Here is a 23873-nt window from a genome sequence, read left to right as displayed (position 1 = left end):
CACTGGTTTTAATTTCAGGGGGAGCTTATGCAAATCAAAGAAGTCGCTAGTGTTACCGGAATTGGCGCCTACGCCATTCGTTTTTATGAGAAAAAGGGCCTAATTCAAGTTAAACGCGACATGAATGGTGTCCGTGTTTTTGACGAATTAACCTTAAATCGCTTGCGTTGGATCCAATGTTACCGCCGTGCTGGACTATCCATTAAAGATATTAGCCGCATCATTGAAGCTGATCTATCGTTAGAAGAATTTATTGGCATCCTCGATGCCGCCAAGGACCGCCTACAAACTGAAATTGACAACCTAAAATTTACCGAAGGGTGCTTGGCCATTAAAAGGCAAGCCACCCTCGCTGGCGAGCCCCTCACCGATGTCACTATTTGTGCACCAACCATTTACGAAACGGCTGAGCACTAATATGAACGTCATAAAGAACTGACCCTTTAATTAGAATCAGTTCTTTTAAGGTTGAGCGTTGTTCAGAACCTTTTAAGCCAATTGATCCAGCATGGCTGCTTTAAATGCATCTAAATCATCTGGCGTACGACTTGTCACTAGGTGGCGGTCAACCACGACGGGTTCGTCCTTAACAATGGCTCCCGCATAATACAAGTCAGGAACAACCGTAACATAACCGGTAAGTGTCCGACCCTTAGTTAATCCAGTTTGAATAAACATCTGGGGACCGTGGCAAATGGCAAAGATTGGTTTGTCCGCCAACAAGAAATTCTTCACGAGTTCGACAAACCGGTTGTCGGCACGTAATTGGTCAGGCGAAAAACCGCCGGGAATCAGTAAGGCATCGTAATCGTTGAAAATAACTTCATCAATACCCTTATCAGTTGTAAATTTGGTTCCGTGCTTGCCTTCTAACGGTTTATTGGCTTGGTCGTCAACCAAATCAACCGTATGACCGGCACCAATTAGCGCTCCGTATGGTGATGTATATTCGATATCTTCAACTTCGTTAGTCATAATTGCAACAACTTTACTCATATAAAAATACTCCTTTAATATGGCTAGTGACGTCTCAACAAAATTTAGTCTACTAGCTTAGACCGGGTCTAAGGCAAGCGTGATTTGGAAATCGTTTGAATCCAATCCTAGACACAATAAAATCCCTTTAAGATTGATAGATAAAACGACAATTCATCTATCAATCTTAAAGGGATTATTATTACAATTCTTTATGTTTTGTTACCTATTTCCTTAGACTTGCGCGCGCTGCTTCAAATGCATAATTTCTTTCAAACCAGCACTCATCAGCACAAAGACAACAATCCAAGCAACCACGATTAGTAGAATTAACTTCAAATAGTCACTGCCCAGGATCGTCACATCCCAGTCCCAAGCCGCATGCATCACGACAGCTAGGACAAAGAACACTAAGAAACGGGTATCTAATAACTGGCTGAATTTAAATGGTTGATCACGCTTGACTACCATTAGAGCCCCACCGGCAATCGCAGCCCAAACTAAATGGCCACCAACCGCTGACCAGCCACGTAAAATTGCTACCTCAAGCAACTGATCTCCAGCGTTATAAATATAACCGGCAGTTTCAAAGGCCGCAAATCCCGCTCCAACAGCAGCACCAATCAGGATCCCATCTAAGATGTGTTTAACATTGAGTTGGCTAATAAAATAAGTAATAATAAGGACTTTTCCCAACTCTTCAACAAGACCAATCGATAAGGAATCCTTTAACGTCAACACACCTGTGATTTGGCTCGTCGTACTAAATGAGACGAATTGATATAAAAATAGCGTAACGACCATTGAGAAAATCCCGCCAATGAAGAAGACTTTGATGACTTCAAACAAACTCACATCTTTAAAGGCATCCGCTTCAAAGAAGAAGACTAAGCCAGAAAATGGTACTGCAAAAGCCCCAACTAAAATCAGCCCAGGAATCGCATTGCTATTATCGAAATTAACAGCCATGTATAGCAACACGGCAAAAGCAATTAAAAATCCAAGTAAGATACGTGAAAACAGCCATGGTTTTGCCCATTCATCTGAAACATCTGCTAACGCCGGCGTCGTGGTTTTCGTCCCGGCGATAAAGATTGAATTAGCTTCATCCTTTGAATGGTGCTTGAAAACTTCCGAAAAAAGATCCGAAAGATTAACCTTGACGGCACCTTCCTCACCGGTATATTGATTTAACTTGGCAGTGGCGCTTTCGTAAATTCCTTTTACTTGATTCTGCTCTTGGGGTGCTTCAGTAGGCTGACTTGGCGTTAATGCGTTCCCGCAACTCGGACAAAACTTAGCTACGTCTCTTACTGGCTTCCCACAATGTGGACAATACTTCATACTTTTCCCTCACTACTCCAAAATATTTTGATAAAGCTTTAAACCTAATTTGGTCATCGCTGGAATCTGATCAGATTCTTCCCCGTCTTCAGAAAGGACGACCGCCACGAAGGCACCATGCGAATTTTTGACAATTTCGGCATCGTTTTGAACACCGTAGTCTGAAAATTCACCGGTCTTATTGTAAACCGTTGCCTCACTTGGCAATAGTTTCGGCAGTTTGGTCCGATTTTGATTCTTCGCTAAAATGGCTAACATTTCGTCGTCAGCAGACTTCGATACTAGCTGATGATTATAGATTTTTTTCAACGTGACACCCATATCGCGGGCCGAAGTGGTGTTATCGTGCCCCTCGCTAATCGCGTCCGTATCCATCATTTTGCGCCGCAATTTAGTATCAGTAGCACCCATGCTGGCAATCTTGTCATTGATTAAACTAAATCCACCTAGCTTATCAATAATGATGTTAGCCGCGGTGTTATCACTGTCATCGATCATATGTTCCAGGATTTCGCGGTACGTTAACTTCGTCCCGGCATCCATGTTCTGAATAACACCCGTCCCACCGACTTTTTCATCATCCGTTACGGTATGGGTATGATCCAAGTTCAGCACGCCTTCTTTGTCCATCGCATACGCCGTCACCAAAATATACAGCTTAATGCTGCTGGCTGAAGACTGGGTTCCGTTGTTAACTAGGACACTTTGCTTACTAGTAACGGGCGACACGTACACGGAATTCGTGCCACCAATCGAGCCGACAGTCGACGCAATGTCCTGTTTAATCTGGGATTGATCAAAGTGAACGGACTGAGCCGATGAGCTCGTTGACGATTGACTGTTTGCGGACGAACTCGCACGTGACTGTTTTGACTGTGCGCTAGAACTAGCGGTTTTCGCCACTCGTTTCGTCGTTGGCGCAGACTTGGTTTCAGAATGACCATAAGCTAAGTAGGCCCCAATCCCGACAATCATGATTAAGACGGCAATCCCAGCAATCCACTGCCATTTGGAACGGGCCTTTTTAGGCGCGGCTTGTGACCGGGATGGACTTGGGGCTGCTTGCCTGGTCGTTTCAACGGGTTGTTTTGACTCTGATGGCGCAGACGTAGCCTTAGCAGCGGTTGCTTTCGGTGCATCCGCTGAACTACTTGGCTTTTCAGGCTTAGGATCAACTGGATTCTTTGCGGATGGTGTTGGTGCCGTCTTCTCAAAATCATACCCACAATTTTCACAGAAGCGACTTCCACTTGGATTCAGCGTCTGACACTGTGGGCAGGGCTTTTGTGCCGCTGCTAACTTAGTGCCACAGTTTTCACAAAAACTAACGTCATCAGGATTATGACTGCCGCAATTTGGACAAATTTTCATTAATCCGATCCTCGCTAATTAAAGGCGTGTCCACAATTTGGACAGAACTTCGTATCAGCTGATACGACTTTTTGACAGTCTGGGCAGGTGACTTCTTTTGGCTTTGGATTTAAATCAGTCCCACATTCTGGACAGAATTTCGTGTCTAAGCCAACTGCTGCATGACAATTAGGGCATTCTTTGCCTAATTTCGTGCCACAAGAAACACAGAACTTGGCGCCGGCTTTATTGACGGCTTTACAGTTAGGGCAGACAACTTCGCCATCCTTAATGTCCTGGCTCGCTGACATCGAAACCATGACCGTTTTACCACCGCTTAAGATAAATTGTTCTACAAATTCAAACAGTTCATCGGGCAACTTCTTCTGATTCCAAGCGCCAATTGCCGCCGTCACAGCTAGTGGTGCAAAAGCCACCATCCCGATAGTTGCGGCACCAGCTTTGTCGACCCATTTACCAGAACCAACATTAACCATAATCTGGTCTTCACCGGCCTTATAAATCTGGACCTGAATTGCGGAATCCATACCAACGATTTTCTTCCAGCTATCTTCTTCCTTAGCTTGGACTAAATAGCCTTCGTTAGTGTGCATGCCTTCCGTATGCAACTGTTTCTTTTCCCGTAACCAGCCTTGAATAGCTTGGCCAACTTTTTCAATGTCTACCCCGTCGCTTAATTTGAAAATTTTTGAATCTGCCATAATAATCACTCCTATTTATTTATGTTCTTTTTTTCTCTAACAACCATTTGAATCCACTTTTGTGAATAACCGTACTTCCGTGCTAAATCATGTTGGTTGTGCCCATCAAATTCTGCCAAAACTCGTTGAGCCACTAATTTTCGATCATATAAGTGAACCGGAAAATTAAGCTGAGTTCCCTTATAATGTTCATAAATAATCAACATTGCCTCAGTTCCGACTAAATCATTTAGACTTCCATAAAACTGATGTAACGCCTCTGGCTCAATACGCTCTGCCATGCCCTCGCCACCTCCTAGCCTAAATTGTAATTGGTTCTTAATCTTTTAGTAACTGCACTTGTACCCGCTGTTTTCCATGAAAACAACCCTAACAATCGCCTGGAAGTGTTCCTTAGATAAATTCAGTTGTACAAACCTTGCTATCATAGGCATTCAGTCATGATTTGGGCTTAATTAAGGCTTCAAAAGCGCTTTGTTTGGCAATTAGCAATCTAAAAATATCAAAAAATTTATTTTAGAATCATTGCTAAATCAGCCTTTCTCACTCATCATGTCCGACTTGTTTGTTGACCCAACGTTGTGAATAACCATATTTTTGCGCTAATTCATTGCTATTATGGCCATTATATTGGGCACGCAATCCAGCTTTGACCCGTTTCCGGTCATATAAGTGAACTGGAAGTGTGATCTGGGTTCCCCGGTAAAACTGATAAAATTTCAACATTGCCGGTGTACCCAATAATTCATTGAGTTCGCGATAAAAGGTACTGAGCATCTCAATATCAATCTTGTTTTCCATTTTTTAACCACCTACTTTGACTAATTACAGCTAATCATTTTTGCCAATGGCTCACGTCATCTTATCCGTAACCATTAGTTACGCGTCATACGACTCGCTGTTGTTAATGCTATAATAGCAAGTGAGGTAGACACATACTGTCTATGTATTTCAAAATATCTTGTGGAGGGCCTTATGAATTCAGCGTACCGGCAACTTTATATTTTCCAAGCATTGCTAACCAACCATATTCTTAATAAGTCCAACCTAGCCGATCATTTCGACGTTACGGAACGGGCGATTCAGCGCGACTTTAGTCAAATTAAGCAGTTTATTTTTGACCAACAGTTACCCTATCAGCTGACTTACTCAAGAAAACAAAGCGGTTATCAATTAACGACCACCCAGGATCAACTGTCCAAACAGACCGTCCTGTTACTCATCAAGATTCTTTTGGCTAGCCGGTCGTTGAACAAAACTGAACTGAACGCAACGATTGCGAGTTTATTAGCGACACTACCCCAAACTGAACAGGCTGAAGTTCAACCAATTATTAAAAACGAGCTTTTTTATTACCAACCCCTGCGCCATCAACAGAACCTAATTGCGTTAATCTGGCAACTCAGTCGTTTTATTTCGCATCAGACGACGATTGATATCGATTATCGCAACAGTAAAAACCACACAGAAACACGAACCATTTTGCCGCAAACGATCATCTTCTCGGAATACTATTTTTACGTTGTGGCTTACAGTGCCAAATACCAAGCAAACCGCTACTTTCGACTTGATCGGATTTTTAACTACCATCTCAGCAAACAAAAAATCCACCGTAGCCGTGCAGAACACGTCAGCGGTGGTCAATTAAGACAAGTTGTTCAGTTTATGCAACCGGGTGAAAAAGTCACGATTCAATTTGAATTTTCTGGTGTCGTTGAAGCTGCTTTAGACCGTTTTCCAACGGCCAAAGTGATTACCGCCAAAAGTAACAGCCATACGGCCCTGATTGAAACCGAGGTAGTCGACAACGGCGCAATCATGTGGCTATTAAGTCAAGGACCACTAGTAAAAGTGGTTAGTCCAGCAAGCTTCGTTCAACAGATTCGTGAATCATTGGAGAAAACACTTAAGCTGTATTCATCTGAAAGGACTTAAAATGAGGTGATCAAAAGTTGGTACTTATCACTTAATTGCTGAAACACCTGCCAGATCGCACAACCAATAGCTATTGGAGGAATAATACCAGCAATTAAATAACAACTAAGTAAAAAGTCATATAAATGCTGGCTGCGGGCTTAGCAGACAACAAAGTGGAACCACTATCAGTTAGTTCCACTTTGTTGTCGTATTATACATGTTTTTATTCAGTTGCTTCACGAATATCCTTAGCAACACCATTAGCTGCTGTAAACGTCACTGTGCTATTCAACCCAATGTTGCCATACGTATTAAACACTTTAAATGGATAGCTATCTCCACTCTCTGTAAAAATTGTTCCTTCATTATCAGCTAGCTTCATGATTCTACCAATTAATTGTCCGCTACCCATAGACTGTGCATGCTGGTTATTCACCTCGTCTAAATGATAATCAGATTCATCCGTTTCATATATATCTTTTGCTTCATTACCGCTTTCCGAAAAAGTAACAATACTATTGAGACCGACACTACCATACGTATTAAATGCCCTAAATCTGTATGTCGCACCGTTATTGGTTAATATTGTTCCTTGCCCATTTGCAAATGAGATTACTTTTCCAACCGTCGTCCCTTTAGAAGAATTAGTAACCGGTTGATTAATAGGCTTCTTTTCATTCTCCTCTAAATCTGGCGTATATCTTGAAATATCTTTGGCCTGATCTCCATCAGCAGCAAACGTGATATCATCACCAACTTGATAACTCTCACTAACCTTTTTCATTCTGAAAGAATAGCCCTCACCAGCGACAGTTTCAATAATTCCAATTCCTGCTTGAACAGAAACTATTTTTCCGATAATTTTTTTGTCTGGCGTTACTTCTGGTTTACCAAAATTAGTTTTTTCTAATTCCGTAGGCTTTTCAAATTTTCCTGATTTTCCTAGTCGTGCATTCAATACCTTTTCAGCAGACAATGCATTGTTGACCAACGCCCCAGCTTCCAACGCTTGGTCATCCGTAAATTTCAAGAAGTCATCTGGCCACGTGTTAGAAGCCCGTTGAACACGGGCCTTCAAATCGTCAGTACTTCTTACCGTCACTGTACTTTGTCGGCCTGCCTCAACAGTTAATGCCTTTGTTGCTTTTATTCCTGCTTCAACCTTAGCCGCATTACTATACATTTCAGCTGCAGCTTTCTTGTTCTTCCCATTAGCAAGAACTCCAGTAGTTACTAAGGTTAGTCCACCAATTGCAACACCAATTGGTCCTAACATGCCTAATACTGCTTCACCACCAGCGATTCCGCTACCACCAGCGGCTATAGCACCGCCGCCAAGCCAAGCTAAAGCTGCATTCGTTGCCACAGCCCCTGAAAGACCAGCAATAGCCGTGCCAGTTGAAGCTGTTCCAACTGACATAGCCAACGCGGTTAAAGCAGAGCCACCAAATACTGCAACGGCTGTACCAGCTGCTACGCCACCCGCAGCACCAGCACCAGCGCCTTTCACAATCTTTGCCGATTCCCGCTTAGCCGTTTCCAGTAATTTCTGATAACTTTGTAAATTTATCTTTAATGTTTGAACCTTATCATGAAATCCAGCAGGTGTATTTTTTAGATTATCAACTAAGGACTCAGTTTGACGTAAACTTTCAGATAAATTATTCCGACATTCTTGCAAATACTCTAATTGACTATTCAGGTTACTGCAAGCATCATTATATTTATCTACATCCCTTTCTAAAGCATTTTGCGCATCTTTTTTAAATTCAGAGTTAAATACGTCTTTACCAAAAATCTCAACCATAATAATTACCCCTAACTGTTAAAATAATTTGAAATGTCAGAACGAGATTTTAAAATTCGCTTTTCATCTACGTCAACGTGCTGAGCCAACTTAATACTATTTTCAAACTGATTAGCTGTAGGTAAATCCATATCATAAGCTAACTGCTGCAACCGATCAGTTTCTGCATACCGTTGATAAATATCTTGAAGCAATTCACGATACAGTACATCTACTTTAGACAAGGCTTGCTGATAACTATCAGTGATTGTTTGTGGATCAACCTTTAACCCAACCATTAGTGTGTTAAAGGTTGCTTTAACATCTGTAACTATCTGTCCAAAGTTATCTACACTATAAATAAGCAATGCCGTTAATGCACCAACAATAATTGCACTAGTTACATTCCCTATCAAATCAGAGATGGGAGCAAGCGCCGGAACTTTAGTCCCAATTGTTTTACCAAGTACGTCGCCCAAAATAAGGCTCGTTGATCCCATCACCGCTGTAAGAACTAACTTGGTCGCTTGCTTAACTTTTTCATGCATTGAAACTGTGGAATCCGGAAATAAAATAATTTTAGTGGCTTGCATCAACGCCGTTAGCGAATCATTTAAAATCTTCGCAAAATTACCAGAAGTTGTCACAAATGCATTGATAATGGTATTCGTTGTTGCCGATACAAAACCACCAGCTAATCCATTCAATGCTGTATCTTTAATTTGTGAAATATGACCTTTAATTTTATTTAGATTTGTTTTTGCCAGTGCGATAAATTCCTTAAGACGTGCTTTATTCGTCTCATATCTATCCCATTGCTCAATAATTTGTAACGTTGCTTGCGAAATCGCATTTTCAACTTGAAAAATAATAACACCCACAACTGCTTTTTCGGCCTGGCTAATTCCTTGCTTAGCACCATTGGTAAATGTTCCTTTTAAAAACTTACTACTCTTGTAGTAACCATTAACCTGCCGTTCAATGTCGTGCTTAGCACCTTGATTATTTTCTTTAATAGCTTGCTCATTAGCCTCTAAGCGATTTTGCGTATTTTGTTCTTTGCTTCGCTTTTTTTCATCACTTAGATTTGGGTTCTGCTGATCTACTTCATTTTGTTGTTTCCAAATTTTCTTTTTTCGCTCTAAATCATTGGCATATACTTCTTTATCCTGAGCGCCCATTGAACGATTGATACTTTTGTCCGTTAAATGCAAATTACTCTCAGTATTAGCTAACTCATCAGCAGATAGTCCTGCCAACGCACGTCCTTTATCCTCCCAAATTGTTTTCGTAGCAATCGTATGATCTAAATCAGTTTCTTGATTTCTCGCTAATATCTTCCCAGTGTTAACATCTTTTAATTTGTGCTGTTTCTGTAATTCAGTTTGTTGCCGGTTAATATCTCGATAATTTTGACTTCCGCCGTGTAGCCCACGAGCTACATCTTTATTGTATCCAGATGTTTCATTTTCTAATTGTTGTTTTACTTTTTCACTGGAATAAACATTATTTCGTACATTGTGTATAGTATCGACGCCACCACCGGTTTGAAAAGAGTCCAAAAATCTTGTAATGCCAAATTGTGCTATCAAATTAGCCTTAACTTGTTCGTCAACATTGCTTATCAGTTCCTTTATATGTAATTCTGGATTGACAGACTCTTGGATTTTGGATAATTTAGATAATTCTGCTTCTGCCGTCATCATATTCACCTTCCTGACCAAAAATATAAAGCGCTTACATTTAAATTTTATCACATTTTAATAAAACTTAATTTATTAATTTCAAATCCAGAAAAATTCACTTAATGTCAAAAATAAAAATACTTAAAAATAATCTATTGACTTGACTACCTCCAAGATTTTACTAATTAACTAGCCCGGATACGTATTTAGAAATATACAATTTATTCTAATTTTTCTATACCAAAATAATAACTTTTTGTTTAAAATCATCTCAGGCTGCTGGATATGTCATCATGCTTATTACCATTTTGCTGAGACTAATCTATTCATTAACAAACCTGTTAAAATTAAACCAATCAATCAAATTAAAAAAGTAAAATATAATCATTGATATATTTTACTTTTAGGCTATAATCGAGGATATAAATATGACAACTAAACGTGAATTAAATGCTCAGGCCCATCAGCAAGCCATTTTAGCTACGGCCGCCACCCTTTTCAAGCGGGACGGCGTGCAAGCAACTAGTATCACCGCCGTCGCCCAACAAGCTAACGTCTCCACGCGCACACTCTATAAATATTTTCCCAATAAAAACGAGTTAGCGCATGCCGTCTACTTAGCTGATATCGACGATGGCATTGCAACCAATACTGCGATCCTACACGATGCTCAGCTAGACTTTCAGGCCAAATTGACTAAGATGATGCAGAACCAAATGGCATTGAGTCAAAAATTGCATCCCGACTATTTACGCTACGCTGCTGAGGACTTCCAAGGTAAGACCGGTCATCCGGAGACTGGTCCTAACCACTTGGGCAAATTAGACAACTTCTGGTCAGCCTTAATTGCGTTAGGCATTAGTAGTGGTGCAATCAGTCAACAGCACGAGCCCACAGCGCTTCGCCTTTATATTCAAGCGTTCTTCAATCTCGGTCAGACGACCATCACTGACCCCAAAGTCTTGCAAGACTTGACCCAATTATTTTTTCACGGCTTGAGCGGACAAATCACGGGTTAGTTGCCAATTTAAATTTAGCCTTTCGAGGTGGTTGCAATGCTAACCATTGATCATATTGAAAAACGTTATTCCGATTTTAAATTAGCCCTATCACTCAGCCTTCCAACCGGTAAAATTATTGGTGTCCTCGGTCCAAACGGTGCTGGTAAATCGACCTTTTTCAAATTACTACTGAATTTAAGCCAACCAGATACCGGTCGATTGACCATCGATAGCCAACCACTGTCAACTTGGGTCAACCACCATCCAACCGCTATCAGCGCAACGTTTCCCGACAGTGGCTTTAACGAAAAACTGACGGTTACTGAAATCAATCACTTATTAACAACGTTTTATTCAAAAACGATGACGCCAGATTTTATCATGCAATGTCAACAATTAAATCTGCCATTGAATCAAGCTATCAGTCACTTTTCGACTGGTATGCAAGCTAAATTAAAGTGTTTAGTTGCACTCTCCCACGCCGCCACACTAGTCATTCTGGACGAACCAACTTCTGGTTTAGATGTAACAGTCCGGCAAACGATTATCACTTTGATTCGGCGCTATCACGACCACTACCCGCAAGCGACGATTTTAATCAGCTCTCACATTGCCAGTGATATCGAGGCACTAGCTGAACAAGTGGCGTTAATCACTAACGGTAGTCTCAGCCTACAAGCCGACTTAACCACTATCCAGCAAGATTACGGGCTATTTACAGTCTCTGAAGCGCAATTTTCACAGTTAGATCAGACTCAAATCAGCCACCATTGGTCTCAAAATAACCAAGTCACTTGTCTGACGACGAACCGGGCTGCTTTCACCGATATAGTCCCCGTTAAAGTGCCGACAATCGATGAACTCCTACTCAAATTCACGACTAAACAGGCGGTGATGGTCGTATGAAAGGCTTATGGTTACAAGACTATTATCTCTTTAAACGGCAACGTGTGGCCGTTGGCTTAACTTGGGGACTGGCAGCACTATGCTTACTCTGGTTCGACCAATGGGGTATTGAAATTGGTATGACACTATTCGCTATCATGCTCAGCATGTTGATGTTGTCGCTGTTAAGCGCTAATCAGCAAAATCACGGCTTGAAATTTCTACTCACGCTACCTGTAACTCGGAGGACGTTTATCCGTCAAAAATACGCTCTGTTACTCGGTAATGTGAGTGCAGCCGTACTGATCATGACGGGAACGGCCTGGCTGATTGCGAACTGGCAACGCTGGCCGTTAACTTTGACCGCCATTTTTCAACAAGCCTACCTAGTGGGAAGCTTAACTTTGGCCCTACTACTAATTATTGTGCCTTACCAACTCAGCCACGGTCCCGAAGCCACCCAGACTTTCATGTCAGTCATTGGCGCTTTCGTCGCCGCAATAATCGGTGGCGGCTACGTCAGTGTCCAACGCACCACTTGTGGACGAGATCTTTTCAATCACTTTTTAACCGCCATCACGCAACATGGCCTAACCAGTCTGTTGCTAGTCATTACTGGACTAGTTGTGATCTTGTTTGGTTGTGCCTACTACCACAGTTTGGTGCACTTTCACCCGACAGCCTAACACTTTAAGTCAAAAGGCCCACGAAGAATTCTTAATTGAATTTCTCGTGGGCCTTCTATTTTTAAACCAGATTAATTCAGTGCCAATACTTTCACATTTTCAAATATTTATGCAAACAGTTTAATCGTCTTATTAGCAACATACACGCCTAAAATAATAACCGCTGCCCCTAAAAATTGATACTCATTAAAACGTTCACCCAAAATAAGAATCCCTGCAATAATCGAGACTACCGTTGAAATACCGATAAATGACGAGGTCTGATTGACACCAATTTTAGCAATCGCAAAATTCGACAGAAAGAGCGCAATCACTGAACTACCAATCCCCTGATACAATACGGCCTCTAAGAACTTCATATTGACCATTGGCAAGCTTAATAAAGTGCCAATTTTACCTTGCCCAGCAGCTTCACCAACTGCCAATACACTAAAGACGAGCGCCCCCGCTGCCAACATCAAATAAGTGATTTCAATACCCGTATATGCCGTGGCTTTTTCCACAAACACGCTGTAAAGTGCATATGTGCCAACCGCCAATAGTAGGAACAGGTATCCCACTACTGACAAACTCGTTTGCGTGCCAGCAGCTATCACCGTGACGACCACACCAACTAATGTGATCAAAATTCCTATCAATTGTTGGCGACTCGGTCGCTTATGTAAAATTAAAGTCGATGCCAGTAAGCTCGCCACGGGAATACAAGCTAAAAAGACGCCACTTTCTGAAGCGGTCGTATGGCTGATACCCACCGTTTCGCCGACAAAATATAAAACCGGGTTAAATAGACTGACTAATAAAAGTGGTTTTAAAGCTTTCCCATGCAAATCAATATGCACAATACCAATCAGTATCAATCCGCTCATAACCACGAATGCAATTAAGAAACGCCAGCCCAACAATGCCAACACGCTTGCCTGATTCGTACCTTGTTTTGTAAAGATATAACTCAGACCATACAGCCCTTCACACCCCAACGCAGCCAAACTTCCGAGTACTAACGACTGTTTGTTTGTTTTTTTCATACAATCTCCTCAATTATAATAATCAAATTTGAATTTATTTAATTATACTCGTCGGTGAATTTTTATTCAATATATATTCATTTTTCAGCAACAAATAATCATAAACATGCAAAAAAAGACTTCCACATTCTTTAGCAGAAATCTTTTACAAGTGTACGCTATTCTTCTAACTCAAGGATCTGATAATCATAGCCTAAATTCTTAACAAACTGCAGGACATCAGCACTATCGACAAAAATCGTGCTGGTATTGATATTTGGATGGAAACTCATCCGTTGCTCACTCAAGATAGCTTTATCAAAATAAACTTTCACGTCATGATCTTTATTATTCAGCAATCCAAAAATAGAAACGATTCCTGGTTCCAAACCAAGTTTCTCAAATAATAAATCATCGTGCCCCATCTTAGGACGTTTAGCACCAGTTAATTCTTCAAATTGATGGAAATCTAGCCGCTTAGCATCATCCATAACTAATAAATAACATTCTGTCTTCTTCTTATTGGTCAAAAACATCGTCTTGGTACGGACGCCTTCAATTCCTTCAATGAAATGATCAGCTTCTTCAGTAGTATGGGCTACCGGATGCTGAACGAGTTGATAGTTAATCGCCATTTTTGCCAGAGCTGTCTCAACTTGTTTTGCAGGTTCCATAATAATTAGTCCTCCGAATTCGATATTTTATAACAACGTTAAGTAGAAATTATTGTTAGCTGCTTTTAACAGAAAGTCTCAATGATACTTTGTGCAATTTCAGCAGCGTGACTTTCAAGTGCAAAATGCCCACTATCCACCGATTTAACCACGGCATTTTGATCATCCTTAGCGAAGGCTTCAGCACCAGGAAAGATGAATGAAGGATCGTTGCGTCCCCAAATAGCTAACAATTTAGGTTGGTTTTCGCGAAGATAGGTTTGAAATTTCGGGTATTGTTTAATATTGTTCTGATAATCAAAAATTAGATCTAATTGATTTTCAGCATAATTAGGATTTTGTGTATAAGCAATATCTAGCGTGTAGCCATCTGGACTAACACTGTTCGCTGGCGTTCCCGTTAAGTATTGTCCTTTGATTGTTGCGGGTGCAAACGCGCTCCGATAACTATCCCGCTTTTCAGGAGTTGGATTGTCCCAGAAATCTTGGCGAGTGGCCCACTTTTCTCCTAAGCCTTCCCGGTAAACATTACCGTTTTGGCTAACAATCCCCTGAATCCATTCTGGGTGGTTGGCTGCAATCTGAAAACCAATTGGTGCGCCATAATCAAAAACATACATATAAAATTTCTTCAAACCGAGTTTTTCAATAAAGTCAGTCATAATGTCTGCTATATGATTAAACGTATAAGTAAAGTGCTCATGATCTGGCATACTTGATTGGCCAAAGCCTGGATAATCCGGCGCAATTAAATGAAAATTATTTTCCAATAATGGCATTAAGTCCCTAAACATATGACTCGCAGAAGGAAAACCGTGGAACAAAATCATCGTTGGCTTTTGAGGGTCTCCTGATTCACGATAAAAAATATTTAATTGGTCTAATTGCATAGTGTGAAAACTAGTCATAATTATTATCTCCTTAATTTCTCGTCATTAGTGGTTAACAAATTCGTCATCGCCGGCTTATCTGAGCCAAGCCTTTCCGTAGTAAACGCGCCCCATTTTTCGAGGCACTGGTTGGCCGTCGTCAAAAAGTCCTTACTTTCAGGTAATAAGTCGATCTTCGCTGATTTTCCTTCGAGGTACATGTTAACGTAGCCGTTTCGTTCTAACTTCTGTGCCATCCGGTAAATTGAAGACCGTTCATAGCCAAGTCTTTCAGCGAGATTACTGATGGTTTGTGGGTGCTGGTCCTCTAAGGCCATCATTAAATATGAATAGGCCGGTTTCATCCCGGTAGGCTTAAAAAACTTGTCGGCAACTGCTTCAGCGGTGCGCATATAACGTGCCGCCGTGAAATAGGCACACGTCTCATAAAAGTGATGTGTCAAATCAGTCATCTCCTTTCCGTGTATATACACTATAAACCTGATTTAAATAAAAATCAAGTGAAATTATAATTTTAAAATTGTTACAAAAAAGGTTTTCTGGACAAGTATCCAGAAAGCCTCGATAACTCACTATTTCACTGCATCTTCTCACCTTGAACGCTGTTTCTCACTCCTCAATAAAACAAGTGCCGCAATTAAGCTCAGCCCCGAAATCACTGAGATTACTAGCAGCTGGTCAAGGTAGCTCGTTGAAAAGTTGTGGACACCACTCGTCAGCGCAACAACGACCGAAATCCCGACTGATTGACCAAATTGATGTACCGTGTTGACAACGCCAGAAGCCGCCCCGGCAATTTCAGAATCTGTATTAGCCACCCCTTCCGCTGTTAACGGACTGAGCACCAGACCTTGTCCAACACCAAATATAACCATTGGAATGGCAATTGCAATCCAGTAACCCCGATTTAAGCCTAACGGAATGGTCAAAAAGACACCAACAGTGACCAGTATTACGGCAATAAGAATCAAACGGGCATTGCCAATTTTGCTAGATAATCTTGAAACTTGTAGCGCACCAACAAACTGTGGAATGGTGACTGGCAAAAATGCCAGCCCCGTCATCAACGGCGTAAACCCATAAATACGTTGTAGGGCTTGCGTCGTAACAAAGAAATAAGCAAACGCTGCGCCAATAAAGAAAAAGCGCGCAACATACGCACTATTCCGTTGGCGATTAGCAAATAGCCGCAGTGGCATAATTGGGCTTTTGACCATTCGTTCAACGTATACAAACAACACCAGTGAAACAATCGCAATCATCAAGGCTAAGCGTTGATGTGAAGTCCCGTCAATACTATAAACTAAAGCTGATAATCCTAACACGGACAACAGCGTACCCACGATATCAAGACGGCTAGTACTTTCGATTTCATTATCATTAACAAAGCGCAGTGTTAGTAAAAACATCAGTAAGCCAACCGGAACATTTAAGAAAAAGCCGTATCGCCAAGAAAACACGCTAGTAATGGCCCCACCGAGTATCATCCCGCAGCTTGCGCCAATCCCGGCCGTTGTTCCATAGGCCGCGATCGCCCTAGCACGCATCGTTCCGTGATAATTATCTAACAAGAGTGCCAGCGTGGTCGGTGCCAATATGGCAGACCCAATCCCTTGAAAAGCCCGCATGGAAATAATCATTGGACCGTTGACCGACAACCCTACCATCAGAGATCCAAAGGAAAATAACAGTAAATCAATCAAAAAGACTCGCTTACGGCCATACACATCGCCGATGCGGCCGCCAAACAATTGGAAGCCGCCGAAGGTTAAGGTGTACGCGCTACTGACCCACGCCAGTGTTTGCGAATTCAACTGAAGATCAGTTGCTATTTTCACCGTACTTGTAAACACAATCGAATTATCCAAAAGTATCATAAAATAGCTTAATAAAATAATTGGTAAAACAATTCCAAATTTTCCTTTATTTTGAGTCATGACAAGCCCCTATCTCAATTAAAATATTTTTCTGTTAACGCACTATTAAAGATAGGCGTGACAAACGATTTGACCATTCGCTGACCTTTCCGAGCGAATGACCCAATCATAAGACAGGCTTGGCTATTTGAAAATTACCAGATTAACATACTAGTATACGATGGTTGTATACTGTCATATTAATCTGGTCCAAAAAGCGAATAAAAAAAGACGGCAGCATGCCATCTTCCAAACGTAAAACATATTTACTTAGAAACCACATTGATAACTTGGGGCTGGATTCTGTTTAGAGAAAAGTTAGTACCGCATTAAGCCAGCCGACGCCGATTTAACCAATAGACCAGCACAACCGCCGGCAATGTAATCATCATCACTGGGTAGAACCATGCCCATGGTAAAACCGTGCTAATTAAGCCACCAAACATTGGGCCAAGCGTCATGCCTAAGTCGATGCCAATATAAAACGTGCTATTGGCCAGCCCACGATCACTGTCGGGAACTAAGGTCAACGCCTTAGCTTGGCAAATCGAGTACATCAACCCGTAGCCAGCAGCTAACCCAAGCGCCGCCACAACTAGCATCGCCCAATTGCTCAAATCAATTAAGGCCAGTACACCAATAAAATTACATCCCAAGCAAATCCAGAAAAACTTTTTAAAAGGAATCCGGTCAAACAAATCACGTAATCCTAGTCTTAGTCCTAACAAAATGACAGCATACACCGGGAAAAACGCCCCCGCCGGTACCGAAAAATGGCGCTGTTCAATGTAACTGACAATGTACGTCTGCGTGGCAAAATAAGGCAACGAAAATAGCATTAAAATTACGGCTACCGGAATCACTTTTGGTTGTACGATTCTTAACCGCCGCGGTTGGGCTGTCTTTTTTATCGGTCGTGGAATGCCACGATTACCAACGAACTGAATTAAAACTAGCATCAATAAACTGCAAGCAGCCGATGTCCAAAAGACCAATTGATAGCTAAAATGCGCATATAAATAGACCGCTAAAGCAGGACCCACGGCCATCCCCATTGCATTGGCAAGACCATAGATACCCATGCCGGAACCAATTCTGTCCGCTGGCAACAGGCTCGCCATCCAGGTTGCCATGCAAACTGAACAGAGTGTGTAGCCAATTCCAGTAATAATCCGACAAAGAATAATCAGTTTAAGATTGGTCGTGAAACTGTATCCCAAACTAGCGAGCACAAATAAGCTCCCACCCACGAGGGTTAAATGATATTTAGAAACTCGATCCGTTAAGTTGCCCGCCACCGGACGTAACAATAATGACGTCAAATTGGTCGCACCAGCAACCACCCCCGCTGTCAGGCTGTTAGCCCCAACTGAGGTCGCAAAGCCCGCAATAACGGGATTAATTAACATCGGATTCATTAAAAAGAAAAAACTGGCTGCCAAGACTAGCTTGACATCCTTCGTATACAAATGTGTCTTCATCAAAATTACACTTTCTAGAGCTTAAATTAGTCCTGTCTATTCCACAATAACCTTCTTTTATTGTAGTCCCATGTCAAAAAGTGTGCTGAGAAATTTTTTCCAGCACACTTCTGATTAAAATCATTTGGTATCCATCTTTGGAATAGCCATCGATAACAGTCAGAGCAGTTTATCTAACTCAATACTCGTCCACGCATTGGTCTTGTACTGAAAATTTTTTTGAATAATCATTACACCCGATTTAGTCGTTAGCCTTTTAGTCCTCTTGATTGTCGATCCATATCTTCCACAACCACATCAAATATTTCTCCTACCGATGCACAATATTCTAAAACCAGCCATGGTTCGTATGAAAATGAATCTTAATTAAGTTCGTATCTCCAACCGCAATCAAGCTATCGCCTTTAAGATTCGTACGAAAGTAATTGTTTATTTTGTCTTCATCCATATCGTGCCCATCAATTAAACATTGTGTATCATATCGAAATTGTGTCAAAATCTATCACTCCTATTTTAAAATTACGTTTCCTGAAACTAATTTTTTGATTGCTTCGCCTTTACAGTACAATGTACTGTAAAAATAGTCAACTTTCATCAAGATATGCTATACTTCGTTTTGTGGAGGTCAATTATGTCAAATACCACCGAAGAAAAGATTATTGAAACTGCAATCCAATTGTTCAACCGTGACGGTTACAAGCGGACCTCATTACGGACAATTGCTGAAGTTGCTGGGACAACCATTGGTAATCTAACCTACCATTTTCCCAAGAAAGAAAGTCTACTAATTGCAATTCAAAACAAAATTAGTTTTGAATTCACCAATGTTACTAATGATTTATCTAATACTGGTACAGATGCCTTAAGTATGTTGCTAAAAGTTTTTACTCAATCTGCTCAAATTAAACAAGTCCATACGTTTTATTTTAAGGATTTCGATGCCATTATGAATGAAAATCCTCATTTACGTGCAACTGCTCAAGCTTTTCGCACAACGTTACTTGATGCCTATGAACATTGTTTTAAAAAATTAATTGATTTTAAAATATTTAGAAATGATCTCACCGAGACTAACTACCATATTCTGATACTAACCCTGTTAAACATTGATTACGCTTGGGAACTACGTTGTGGTCCTAAAAATGAATTAAACCAAGCTCCATTAAAAACGGATGAAGTCTGCACCAATCTTATCTATCCTTACCTAACAGACCTTGGGCAGGCTACAATAAAACAGATTGAATTTCCCGTAAAAAATAAACATCGAAATTCAATGTCATGAAGCTTTATGTATAAAAAAGAGATGATACTAACCATCCCTTCAACTCACTCTATTTACTTAGTACCTTACAATCAGCTAGGCTTGTCTCCATCTGTATTTGGCTCGTTAACACTGATTGATGCTTTGCTAAATTTTGATGGTTTCTGAGCAATATCAACAACAATTTGGGCGATTGACTTTCTTGAAAATTCAGTCCCTTAAACGATTCATCCTTTTGTGTAACTTCATAGTCAACTAATGTGGTATTGTTCCATTGACCAAATTTACCAGGAACCTCATCGTAAATACCTAGTGTTGAGAGCCAGGCTAGTATTGTTTTACCAGCCTTGTGCATTGCCTCAACAATTGTTTCCGCTTGTTCTTTGAAGTTGTCGCTCGCTAAGTTGGCGTATACCATGTCTACATCTTCCATTTATGCACGAAAAATAGTATTAAAATTATCGGCTAAAGAAGCGGTAACACCGGCGTAAAAGTTCTTCCGGCGATTCATTGTAGACTAATTCAAGGTCATGCCGCGCCTTAATCTGCGGTTTACCGATTGTCTCCAACAAGCTGTGTGACAACCCTTCGCTCAGTAGTAGCGTAAAGTCAATTTGCTTGGATAATGCGGCAGTTGTGATCCATGAAATACTGCGTTCCTGATCATTCACGATTATCGGATCGATTCCAAACGAACGGAACATCTGATTGAGCCGCTGCGTCCGTTGCCAAGTCACCACTAGCACTTTTTCCCCACTCAGCTTAGCTACGGCATCCGCCGGCAACAAATCCCGGTAGTCCTTACGCGCATGGCGGCGGTGTAGCTGTAACTCATGGTGCAATCGTAACTGGCTAGGCGTAACATCACGAAAGACCGTCGTAATCACAACCCGGTTACCATCAATCTTCCCCGCATAAACGGCGTTCACCGATAGTCGCTTTTTAGACTGACCAACGCACCGATACTGTCGATAAACCTGGCCATTGACTACTTGAAAATAATAACCGCCCAGATGTTTAACAAAATAGCCAAAAATTCGGTTGCCATCATTCACCATCACGTCTTCTAACAGAATCTTCCGATACCGACGATAAGCATCCGGTAACCACTTAACGGTCCCAATCCGCTCAACCGTCAGTTCACGCATCACCTGATCTGCTAATGGTAAGGTTGTCAACTTAGCCTGATTTTTAGGCTGACGTCGCAATTGGGTATTTTGTTCTAACAGCATATCAGTTCGTTCATGTGCTCTTTTAAGTGCAGCATCCAATCCCATCACTTGGTGTTTAAAATCATGATACTGCTTAAGCTTTTCTTTTTCTTTAGCAGTAATCGGTCGTTGTTCCTGATTAAGGATCGCTTGCTGCCGGACTTCAGTCATCTTTTCCTCAGTTTGAGCTGCAATAATCAAACTATACGCGAGCCAATCGCTAGCCCCACTAATATAAGTTTCAGTCTGCGTCAATCGGTGTTGAAGCTTCTGCTTATCTGCCAATACTTGGTCACGACTTTGTTGAAGTTGCACGACCTGAGCTTTGGTTTGCTGCAAATTTTCTTGCGTTACTTGCAATTGGTGCTTCATTTGGTGTAATTGCTGCCGCAATGCATGCGCTTGGCCTTGATCCTGTTTTGACTGTTTAAGTTTTTTTAGTTGTCGTTGTAAACGTCGATTTTCTCGTTTTAACTCAGCGTCTGGCTTCTCTTTAGTAGCCACTACTGGTTTTGAAGTTGCATGTGCAGCCGTTGACACGTGGTGCTTGCGATAACGATCAATTAACGCCTTCTTGGCTTTGCGTGCCTGATCTTGATAGTCAAAATACTCAGCTTGGTTACTCTTTTTATCGAGTTGATAAGTCATTTTCTTCACACCATATCCCCCCACTCAGCTAATTTATTTAAGTGTATCACGGATGTTGTAAAAGGGGAACGTACGTTTACAAACGAGCTATTTTCTTATATGTTGCACATCATTAGTTACAAACAACTTGTTCACCAATACCTATTACAGCCCCGTAATTCCCATTCAAACTCTACAATACTAGCTACAGCTCTGTAACCCTCTTTCAAGCTCCACAATACTAGCTATTGTTTTAAAAATCTACATATGTATCAAAAAAGGACGGCTGCAGCCATCCTTTTACATCAATTCTATTTACTTAGCAACTTCATGATTTTTATCCAACATATATTGGAATTCAATCTTCCAATTAGAATTATTCAGTATCGTCATTAATAATTTCAACAGCTGCATCCAATATGCTATTAGAACCAGCCAAAGAAAAAGTATTCCATTGCTCATTCAATCTGATTTCCATTTGTTCATCTAGTTGATCAGATGCTTCTCCTTTGATCCACACCAATCCTAAATTTGAGTCAATAGTCTGATCAAAATCTGGAAGAATCGCATCTTTATCAACAAAAACCAAATGAAAATGTTGCCCATTTGGAAAATCTCCTTTTTGGGAAAAAGGACCAACACCATCATCATAATCAAGCAAGACCTTTTTACTATCTAAATATTCTTTTAATTTTTGCTGAGCAGAATTAGAAAAAATTAGTTTCATTTTTTGCCCCTTTCTTTTTGCTTTTCCAAAATATCATAATTCACATTGGTTAAATAAATTTCAATTACATAATTTCTATGGAAATTCTACAATATTAATTACAGCTCCGCAACTCTTACTCAAGCTCCATTGGACACAATCTTAAGCGTTTAGTCTACCCTAGTATACCGGCAATGATTGTATTGAAAAAGGACAGCCGCAGCCATCCTTTTACATCAAGCCTATTTACTTAGCAACTTCATGATTCTCATCCAACATATATTGGAATTCAATCGTCTCAGCTAACAAGTCGGCTTTAAACAAGCCCTGCGTCCCGTTATTTTCATCTGACATCACGACGAAGTAACTAGCCCCTTCATCAACAACATGTTGGAAGCTGACGTATTCGCCCTTAAAACCGTTCTTACGGAATAATCCAATAATGCGGATCATTTCGCGTTGTGTGACTTCGTTTGCTGCTGTTTCACTCATGTATTCAAATACCCCTATCAATTCTTGTCTTCTTAACCAATCTCTTATGCGTCGCACTCCCGCGGGTGCTGCGGGGCTCACGGGCACCTATTTCAGTCTAATCCGTGAGTCCCTAAATCTTAATTACTAGTGGACTTCAATTCCGCTAACTTGTCCTCAATCAACTGGTTAGCGATGCCAAATGCCTTCAAGCGCCGTTTAGCCAGTGTCAATTGAGACTTATACCGTGATGGATCTTCCTTAGCCTCAAAGGTCTTCACAACTTCACGAATTTTATGCAAGGTCGAATCAATTTGGCGTTTAGCTTCTACTAATTCTGCTTCATCATACATGTAAAATCCCCTTCAGCTTTCAGAAAGTAACTCACCTAACTTGAAAGTGGCAGTGTCCATTTAGCGTCCGTTCTTGTCATTAATTGCCTAACTCATCCTGAGTTATCTCAACTTAGCCGAATTTAGGGCCATAAAAAAGCGCCCCCCACTAAGCGGGCGCTTCTTGAAAATCTAGTAAATAATCAGCTGATTATTTGCCTAACTTTTCTTTGCCTAAGACGTTTAATTTTTCATCAAAGTCATAAACAACTGGTTCACCAGTAGCCATTTCGAGATCCATGATGTCATCATCAGAGATGCGTTCGATGTACTTCGAAAGGGCACGGAGTGAGTTACCATGGGCAGCGATGATAATGTTCTTGCCATCTAATAATTTAGGCGCAATTTCATCTTCCCAGAAAGGCATAACCCGTTCCAAGGTAACCTTTAAGTTTTCGCCACCAGGGACGATGTTAGGGTCTAAGTCAGCATAACGACGATCGTTAACAGCTGAACCTTCATCATCAGCACTCAATAATGGAGGTAAAACGTCATATGAACGACGCCAGATATGAACTTGATCGTCACCGTATTTTTCAGCGGTTTCCTTCTTGTTCAAACCTTGTAAAGCACCGTAATGACGTTCGTTTAAGCGCCACGTCTTAGTTTCTGGAATCCAAAGTTGGTCGGATTCTTCAAGAACGTAGTGCAATGTCTTGATGGCACGAGTCAAAACTGAAGTGAAGGCATAGTCGAATTTTAAGCCAGCTTCTTTAACTTTTTGACCAGCCGCCTTAGCTTCTTCAACACCCTTTTCGCTTAAATCAACGTCAACCCAACCAGTGAATTGGTTAGATAAGTTCCATTCGCTTTGACCGTGACGAATCAATACTAATTTTGCCATAGCAGTTAATGACCTCTTTCTTATAGTTATTTACTTCCCTTATTT

At 41.0% G+C, this 23873-nt stretch carries 26 protein-coding genes and 1 pseudogene; 6 read left to right on the top strand and 21 right to left on the bottom strand.

Annotated elements, in window-relative coordinates; genetic code table 11:
* The first annotated feature begins 27 nt into the window (after positions 1 to 27).
* Complete coding sequence (locus AAA939_RS00270) at positions 28 to 417, top strand: MerR family transcriptional regulator (protein WP_338207640.1); 390 nt, start codon at positions 28 to 30, stop codon at positions 415 to 417.
* A gap of 72 nt (positions 418 to 489) precedes the next feature.
* Here the strand turns inward: AAA939_RS00270 and AAA939_RS00265 are convergent, their stop codons facing one another.
* The 6 genes from AAA939_RS00265 to AAA939_RS00240 all read right to left on the bottom strand — a co-directional run bounded on the left by AAA939_RS00265 (position 490) and on the right by AAA939_RS00240 (position 5192).
* Positions 490 to 996 (bottom strand): type 1 glutamine amidotransferase domain-containing protein, encoded by a 507-nt coding sequence (locus AAA939_RS00265; RefSeq protein WP_338230381.1) that lies wholly within the window; start codon positions 994 to 996, stop codon positions 490 to 492.
* A gap of 213 nt (positions 997 to 1209) precedes the next feature.
* Positions 1210 to 2319: a PrsW family intramembrane metalloprotease gene (locus tag AAA939_RS00260; RefSeq protein ID WP_338207642.1), complete on the bottom strand. Its 1110-nt coding sequence runs from the start codon at positions 2317 to 2319 to the stop codon at positions 1210 to 1212.
* Between the two features lie 12 nt (positions 2320 to 2331).
* Positions 2332 to 3690: a serine hydrolase gene (locus tag AAA939_RS00255; RefSeq protein ID WP_338207643.1), complete on the bottom strand. Its 1359-nt coding sequence runs from the start codon at positions 3688 to 3690 to the stop codon at positions 2332 to 2334.
* Between the two features lie 14 nt (positions 3691 to 3704).
* Positions 3705 to 4391 carry a double zinc ribbon domain-containing protein gene (locus tag AAA939_RS00250; protein WP_338207644.1) on the bottom strand — a complete coding sequence of 229 codons (687 nt, stop codon included), beginning with the start codon at positions 4389 to 4391 and terminating at the stop codon, positions 3705 to 3707.
* 11 nt (positions 4392 to 4402) lie between these two features.
* The gene (locus AAA939_RS00245) at positions 4403 to 4672 is read right to left on the bottom strand and encodes a Mor transcription activator family protein (RefSeq protein WP_057705685.1); all 270 of its coding nucleotides are present in this window, start codon (positions 4670 to 4672) and stop codon (positions 4403 to 4405) included.
* A 262-nt stretch (positions 4673 to 4934) separates the two neighbouring features.
* Positions 4935 to 5192 carry a Mor transcription activator family protein gene (locus tag AAA939_RS00240; protein WP_338207645.1) on the bottom strand — a complete coding sequence of 86 codons (258 nt, stop codon included), beginning with the start codon at positions 5190 to 5192 and terminating at the stop codon, positions 4935 to 4937.
* A gap of 174 nt (positions 5193 to 5366) precedes the next feature.
* Here AAA939_RS00240 and AAA939_RS00235 point away from each other — a divergent pair, with 174 nt between their 5' ends.
* Positions 5367 to 6326, top strand: a complete 960-nt coding sequence (locus AAA939_RS00235; RefSeq protein ID WP_338230379.1) for a helix-turn-helix transcriptional regulator — start codon at positions 5367 to 5369, stop codon at positions 6324 to 6326.
* Positions 6327 to 6531: 205 nt separating this feature from the next.
* Here AAA939_RS00235 and AAA939_RS00230 read toward each other — a convergent pair whose 3' ends face one another.
* Entirely contained in the window at positions 6532 to 8115 is a 1584-nt protein-coding gene (locus AAA939_RS00230; protein WP_338207647.1) for a hypothetical protein, read from the bottom strand.
* A gap of 11 nt (positions 8116 to 8126) precedes the next feature.
* Positions 8127 to 9800: a hypothetical protein gene (locus AAA939_RS00225; RefSeq protein ID WP_338207648.1), complete on the bottom strand. Its 1674-nt coding sequence runs from the start codon at positions 9798 to 9800 to the stop codon at positions 8127 to 8129.
* A gap of 407 nt (positions 9801 to 10207) precedes the next feature.
* Between AAA939_RS00225 and AAA939_RS00220 the strand changes: the two genes are divergently transcribed.
* The 3 genes from AAA939_RS00220 to AAA939_RS00210 are packed head-to-tail and all read left to right on the top strand — an operon-like array spanning position 10208 to position 12351.
* Complete coding sequence (locus AAA939_RS00220) at positions 10208 to 10798, top strand: TetR/AcrR family transcriptional regulator (RefSeq protein WP_338207649.1); 591 nt, start codon at positions 10208 to 10210, stop codon at positions 10796 to 10798.
* A 36-nt stretch (positions 10799 to 10834) separates the two neighbouring features.
* Entirely contained in the window at positions 10835 to 11686 is an 852-nt protein-coding gene (locus AAA939_RS00215; protein ID WP_338207650.1) for an ATP-binding cassette domain-containing protein, read from the top strand.
* Entirely contained in the window at positions 11683 to 12351 is a 669-nt protein-coding gene (locus AAA939_RS00210) for an ABC-2 transporter permease (RefSeq protein WP_338207651.1), read from the top strand. The genes AAA939_RS00215 and AAA939_RS00210 overlap by 4 nt, the downstream gene beginning before the upstream one ends.
* A 107-nt stretch (positions 12352 to 12458) precedes the next feature.
* Here AAA939_RS00210 and AAA939_RS00205 read toward each other — a convergent pair whose 3' ends face one another.
* The 7 genes from AAA939_RS00205 to AAA939_RS00175 form a co-directional block, all read right to left on the bottom strand.
* Positions 12459 to 13376 carry a DMT family transporter gene (locus tag AAA939_RS00205; protein ID WP_338207652.1) on the bottom strand — a complete coding sequence of 306 codons (918 nt, stop codon included), beginning with the start codon at positions 13374 to 13376 and terminating at the stop codon, positions 12459 to 12461.
* Between the two features lie 158 nt (positions 13377 to 13534).
* The gene (locus tag AAA939_RS00200; RefSeq protein ID WP_338207653.1) at positions 13535 to 14029 is read right to left on the bottom strand and encodes a prolyl-tRNA synthetase associated domain-containing protein; all 495 of its coding nucleotides are present in this window, start codon (positions 14027 to 14029) and stop codon (positions 13535 to 13537) included.
* A gap of 65 nt (positions 14030 to 14094) precedes the next feature.
* Positions 14095 to 14937, bottom strand: a complete 843-nt coding sequence (locus AAA939_RS00195; RefSeq protein WP_338207654.1) for an alpha/beta fold hydrolase — start codon at positions 14935 to 14937, stop codon at positions 14095 to 14097.
* Positions 14938 to 14942: 5 nt separating this feature from the next.
* Entirely contained in the window at positions 14943 to 15362 is a 420-nt protein-coding gene (locus tag AAA939_RS00190; RefSeq protein ID WP_338225861.1) for a MarR family winged helix-turn-helix transcriptional regulator, read from the bottom strand.
* A gap of 147 nt (positions 15363 to 15509) precedes the next feature.
* Positions 15510 to 16856 carry an MFS transporter gene (locus AAA939_RS00185; RefSeq protein ID WP_338207656.1) on the bottom strand — a complete coding sequence of 449 codons (1347 nt, stop codon included), beginning with the start codon at positions 16854 to 16856 and terminating at the stop codon, positions 15510 to 15512.
* A gap of 308 nt (positions 16857 to 17164) precedes the next feature.
* Entirely contained in the window at positions 17165 to 18316 is a 1152-nt protein-coding gene (locus AAA939_RS00180) for an MFS transporter (RefSeq protein WP_338207657.1), read from the bottom strand.
* A 328-nt stretch (positions 18317 to 18644) separates the two neighbouring features.
* On the bottom strand, positions 18645 to 18812 hold the full coding sequence (locus tag AAA939_RS00175) for a hypothetical protein (protein WP_479464430.1): 168 nt from the start codon (positions 18810 to 18812) through the stop codon (positions 18645 to 18647).
* A 135-nt stretch (positions 18813 to 18947) separates the two neighbouring features.
* Between AAA939_RS00175 and AAA939_RS00170 the strand changes: the two genes are divergently transcribed.
* Positions 18948 to 19598 carry a TetR/AcrR family transcriptional regulator gene (locus AAA939_RS00170; RefSeq protein ID WP_338207658.1) on the top strand — a complete coding sequence of 217 codons (651 nt, stop codon included), beginning with the start codon at positions 18948 to 18950 and terminating at the stop codon, positions 19596 to 19598.
* 71 nt (positions 19599 to 19669) lie between these two features.
* Here AAA939_RS00170 and AAA939_RS00165 read toward each other — a convergent pair.
* The 6 genes and pseudogenes from AAA939_RS00165 to AAA939_RS00140 form a co-directional block, all read right to left on the bottom strand.
* Positions 19670 to 20004 (bottom strand): annotated as a pseudogene (locus AAA939_RS00165) (NAD(P)H-binding protein); the annotation flags it as partial.
* Between the two features lie 31 nt (positions 20005 to 20035).
* Positions 20036 to 21445 carry a hypothetical protein gene (locus AAA939_RS00160; protein WP_338207659.1) on the bottom strand — a complete coding sequence of 470 codons (1410 nt, stop codon included), beginning with the start codon at positions 21443 to 21445 and terminating at the stop codon, positions 20036 to 20038.
* 346 nt (positions 21446 to 21791) lie between these two features.
* Entirely contained in the window at positions 21792 to 22142 is a 351-nt protein-coding gene (locus tag AAA939_RS00155) for an iron-sulfur cluster biosynthesis family protein (RefSeq protein ID WP_338207660.1), read from the bottom strand.
* 225 nt (positions 22143 to 22367) lie between these two features.
* A complete protein-coding gene (locus tag AAA939_RS00150; RefSeq protein WP_338207661.1) occupies positions 22368 to 22613 on the bottom strand; it encodes a hypothetical protein in 246 nt (81 codons plus the stop codon).
* Positions 22614 to 22732: 119 nt separating this feature from the next.
* The gene (locus AAA939_RS00145) at positions 22733 to 22945 is read right to left on the bottom strand and encodes a hypothetical protein (protein ID WP_338207662.1); all 213 of its coding nucleotides are present in this window, start codon (positions 22943 to 22945) and stop codon (positions 22733 to 22735) included.
* Between the two features lie 190 nt (positions 22946 to 23135).
* Positions 23136 to 23828, bottom strand: coding sequence for a 2,3-diphosphoglycerate-dependent phosphoglycerate mutase (locus AAA939_RS00140; RefSeq protein ID WP_338207663.1), 693 nt, complete (start codon positions 23826 to 23828; stop codon positions 23136 to 23138).
* Positions 23829 to 23873 lie beyond the last annotated feature (45 nt).

The sequence above is a fragment of the Lactiplantibacillus paraxiangfangensis genome, assembly GCF_036246185.1.
Classification (GTDB): Bacteria; Bacillota; Bacilli; order Lactobacillales; family Lactobacillaceae; genus Lactiplantibacillus; species Lactiplantibacillus paraxiangfangensis.
This window is presented reverse-complemented; position numbering and strand designations above follow the sequence as displayed.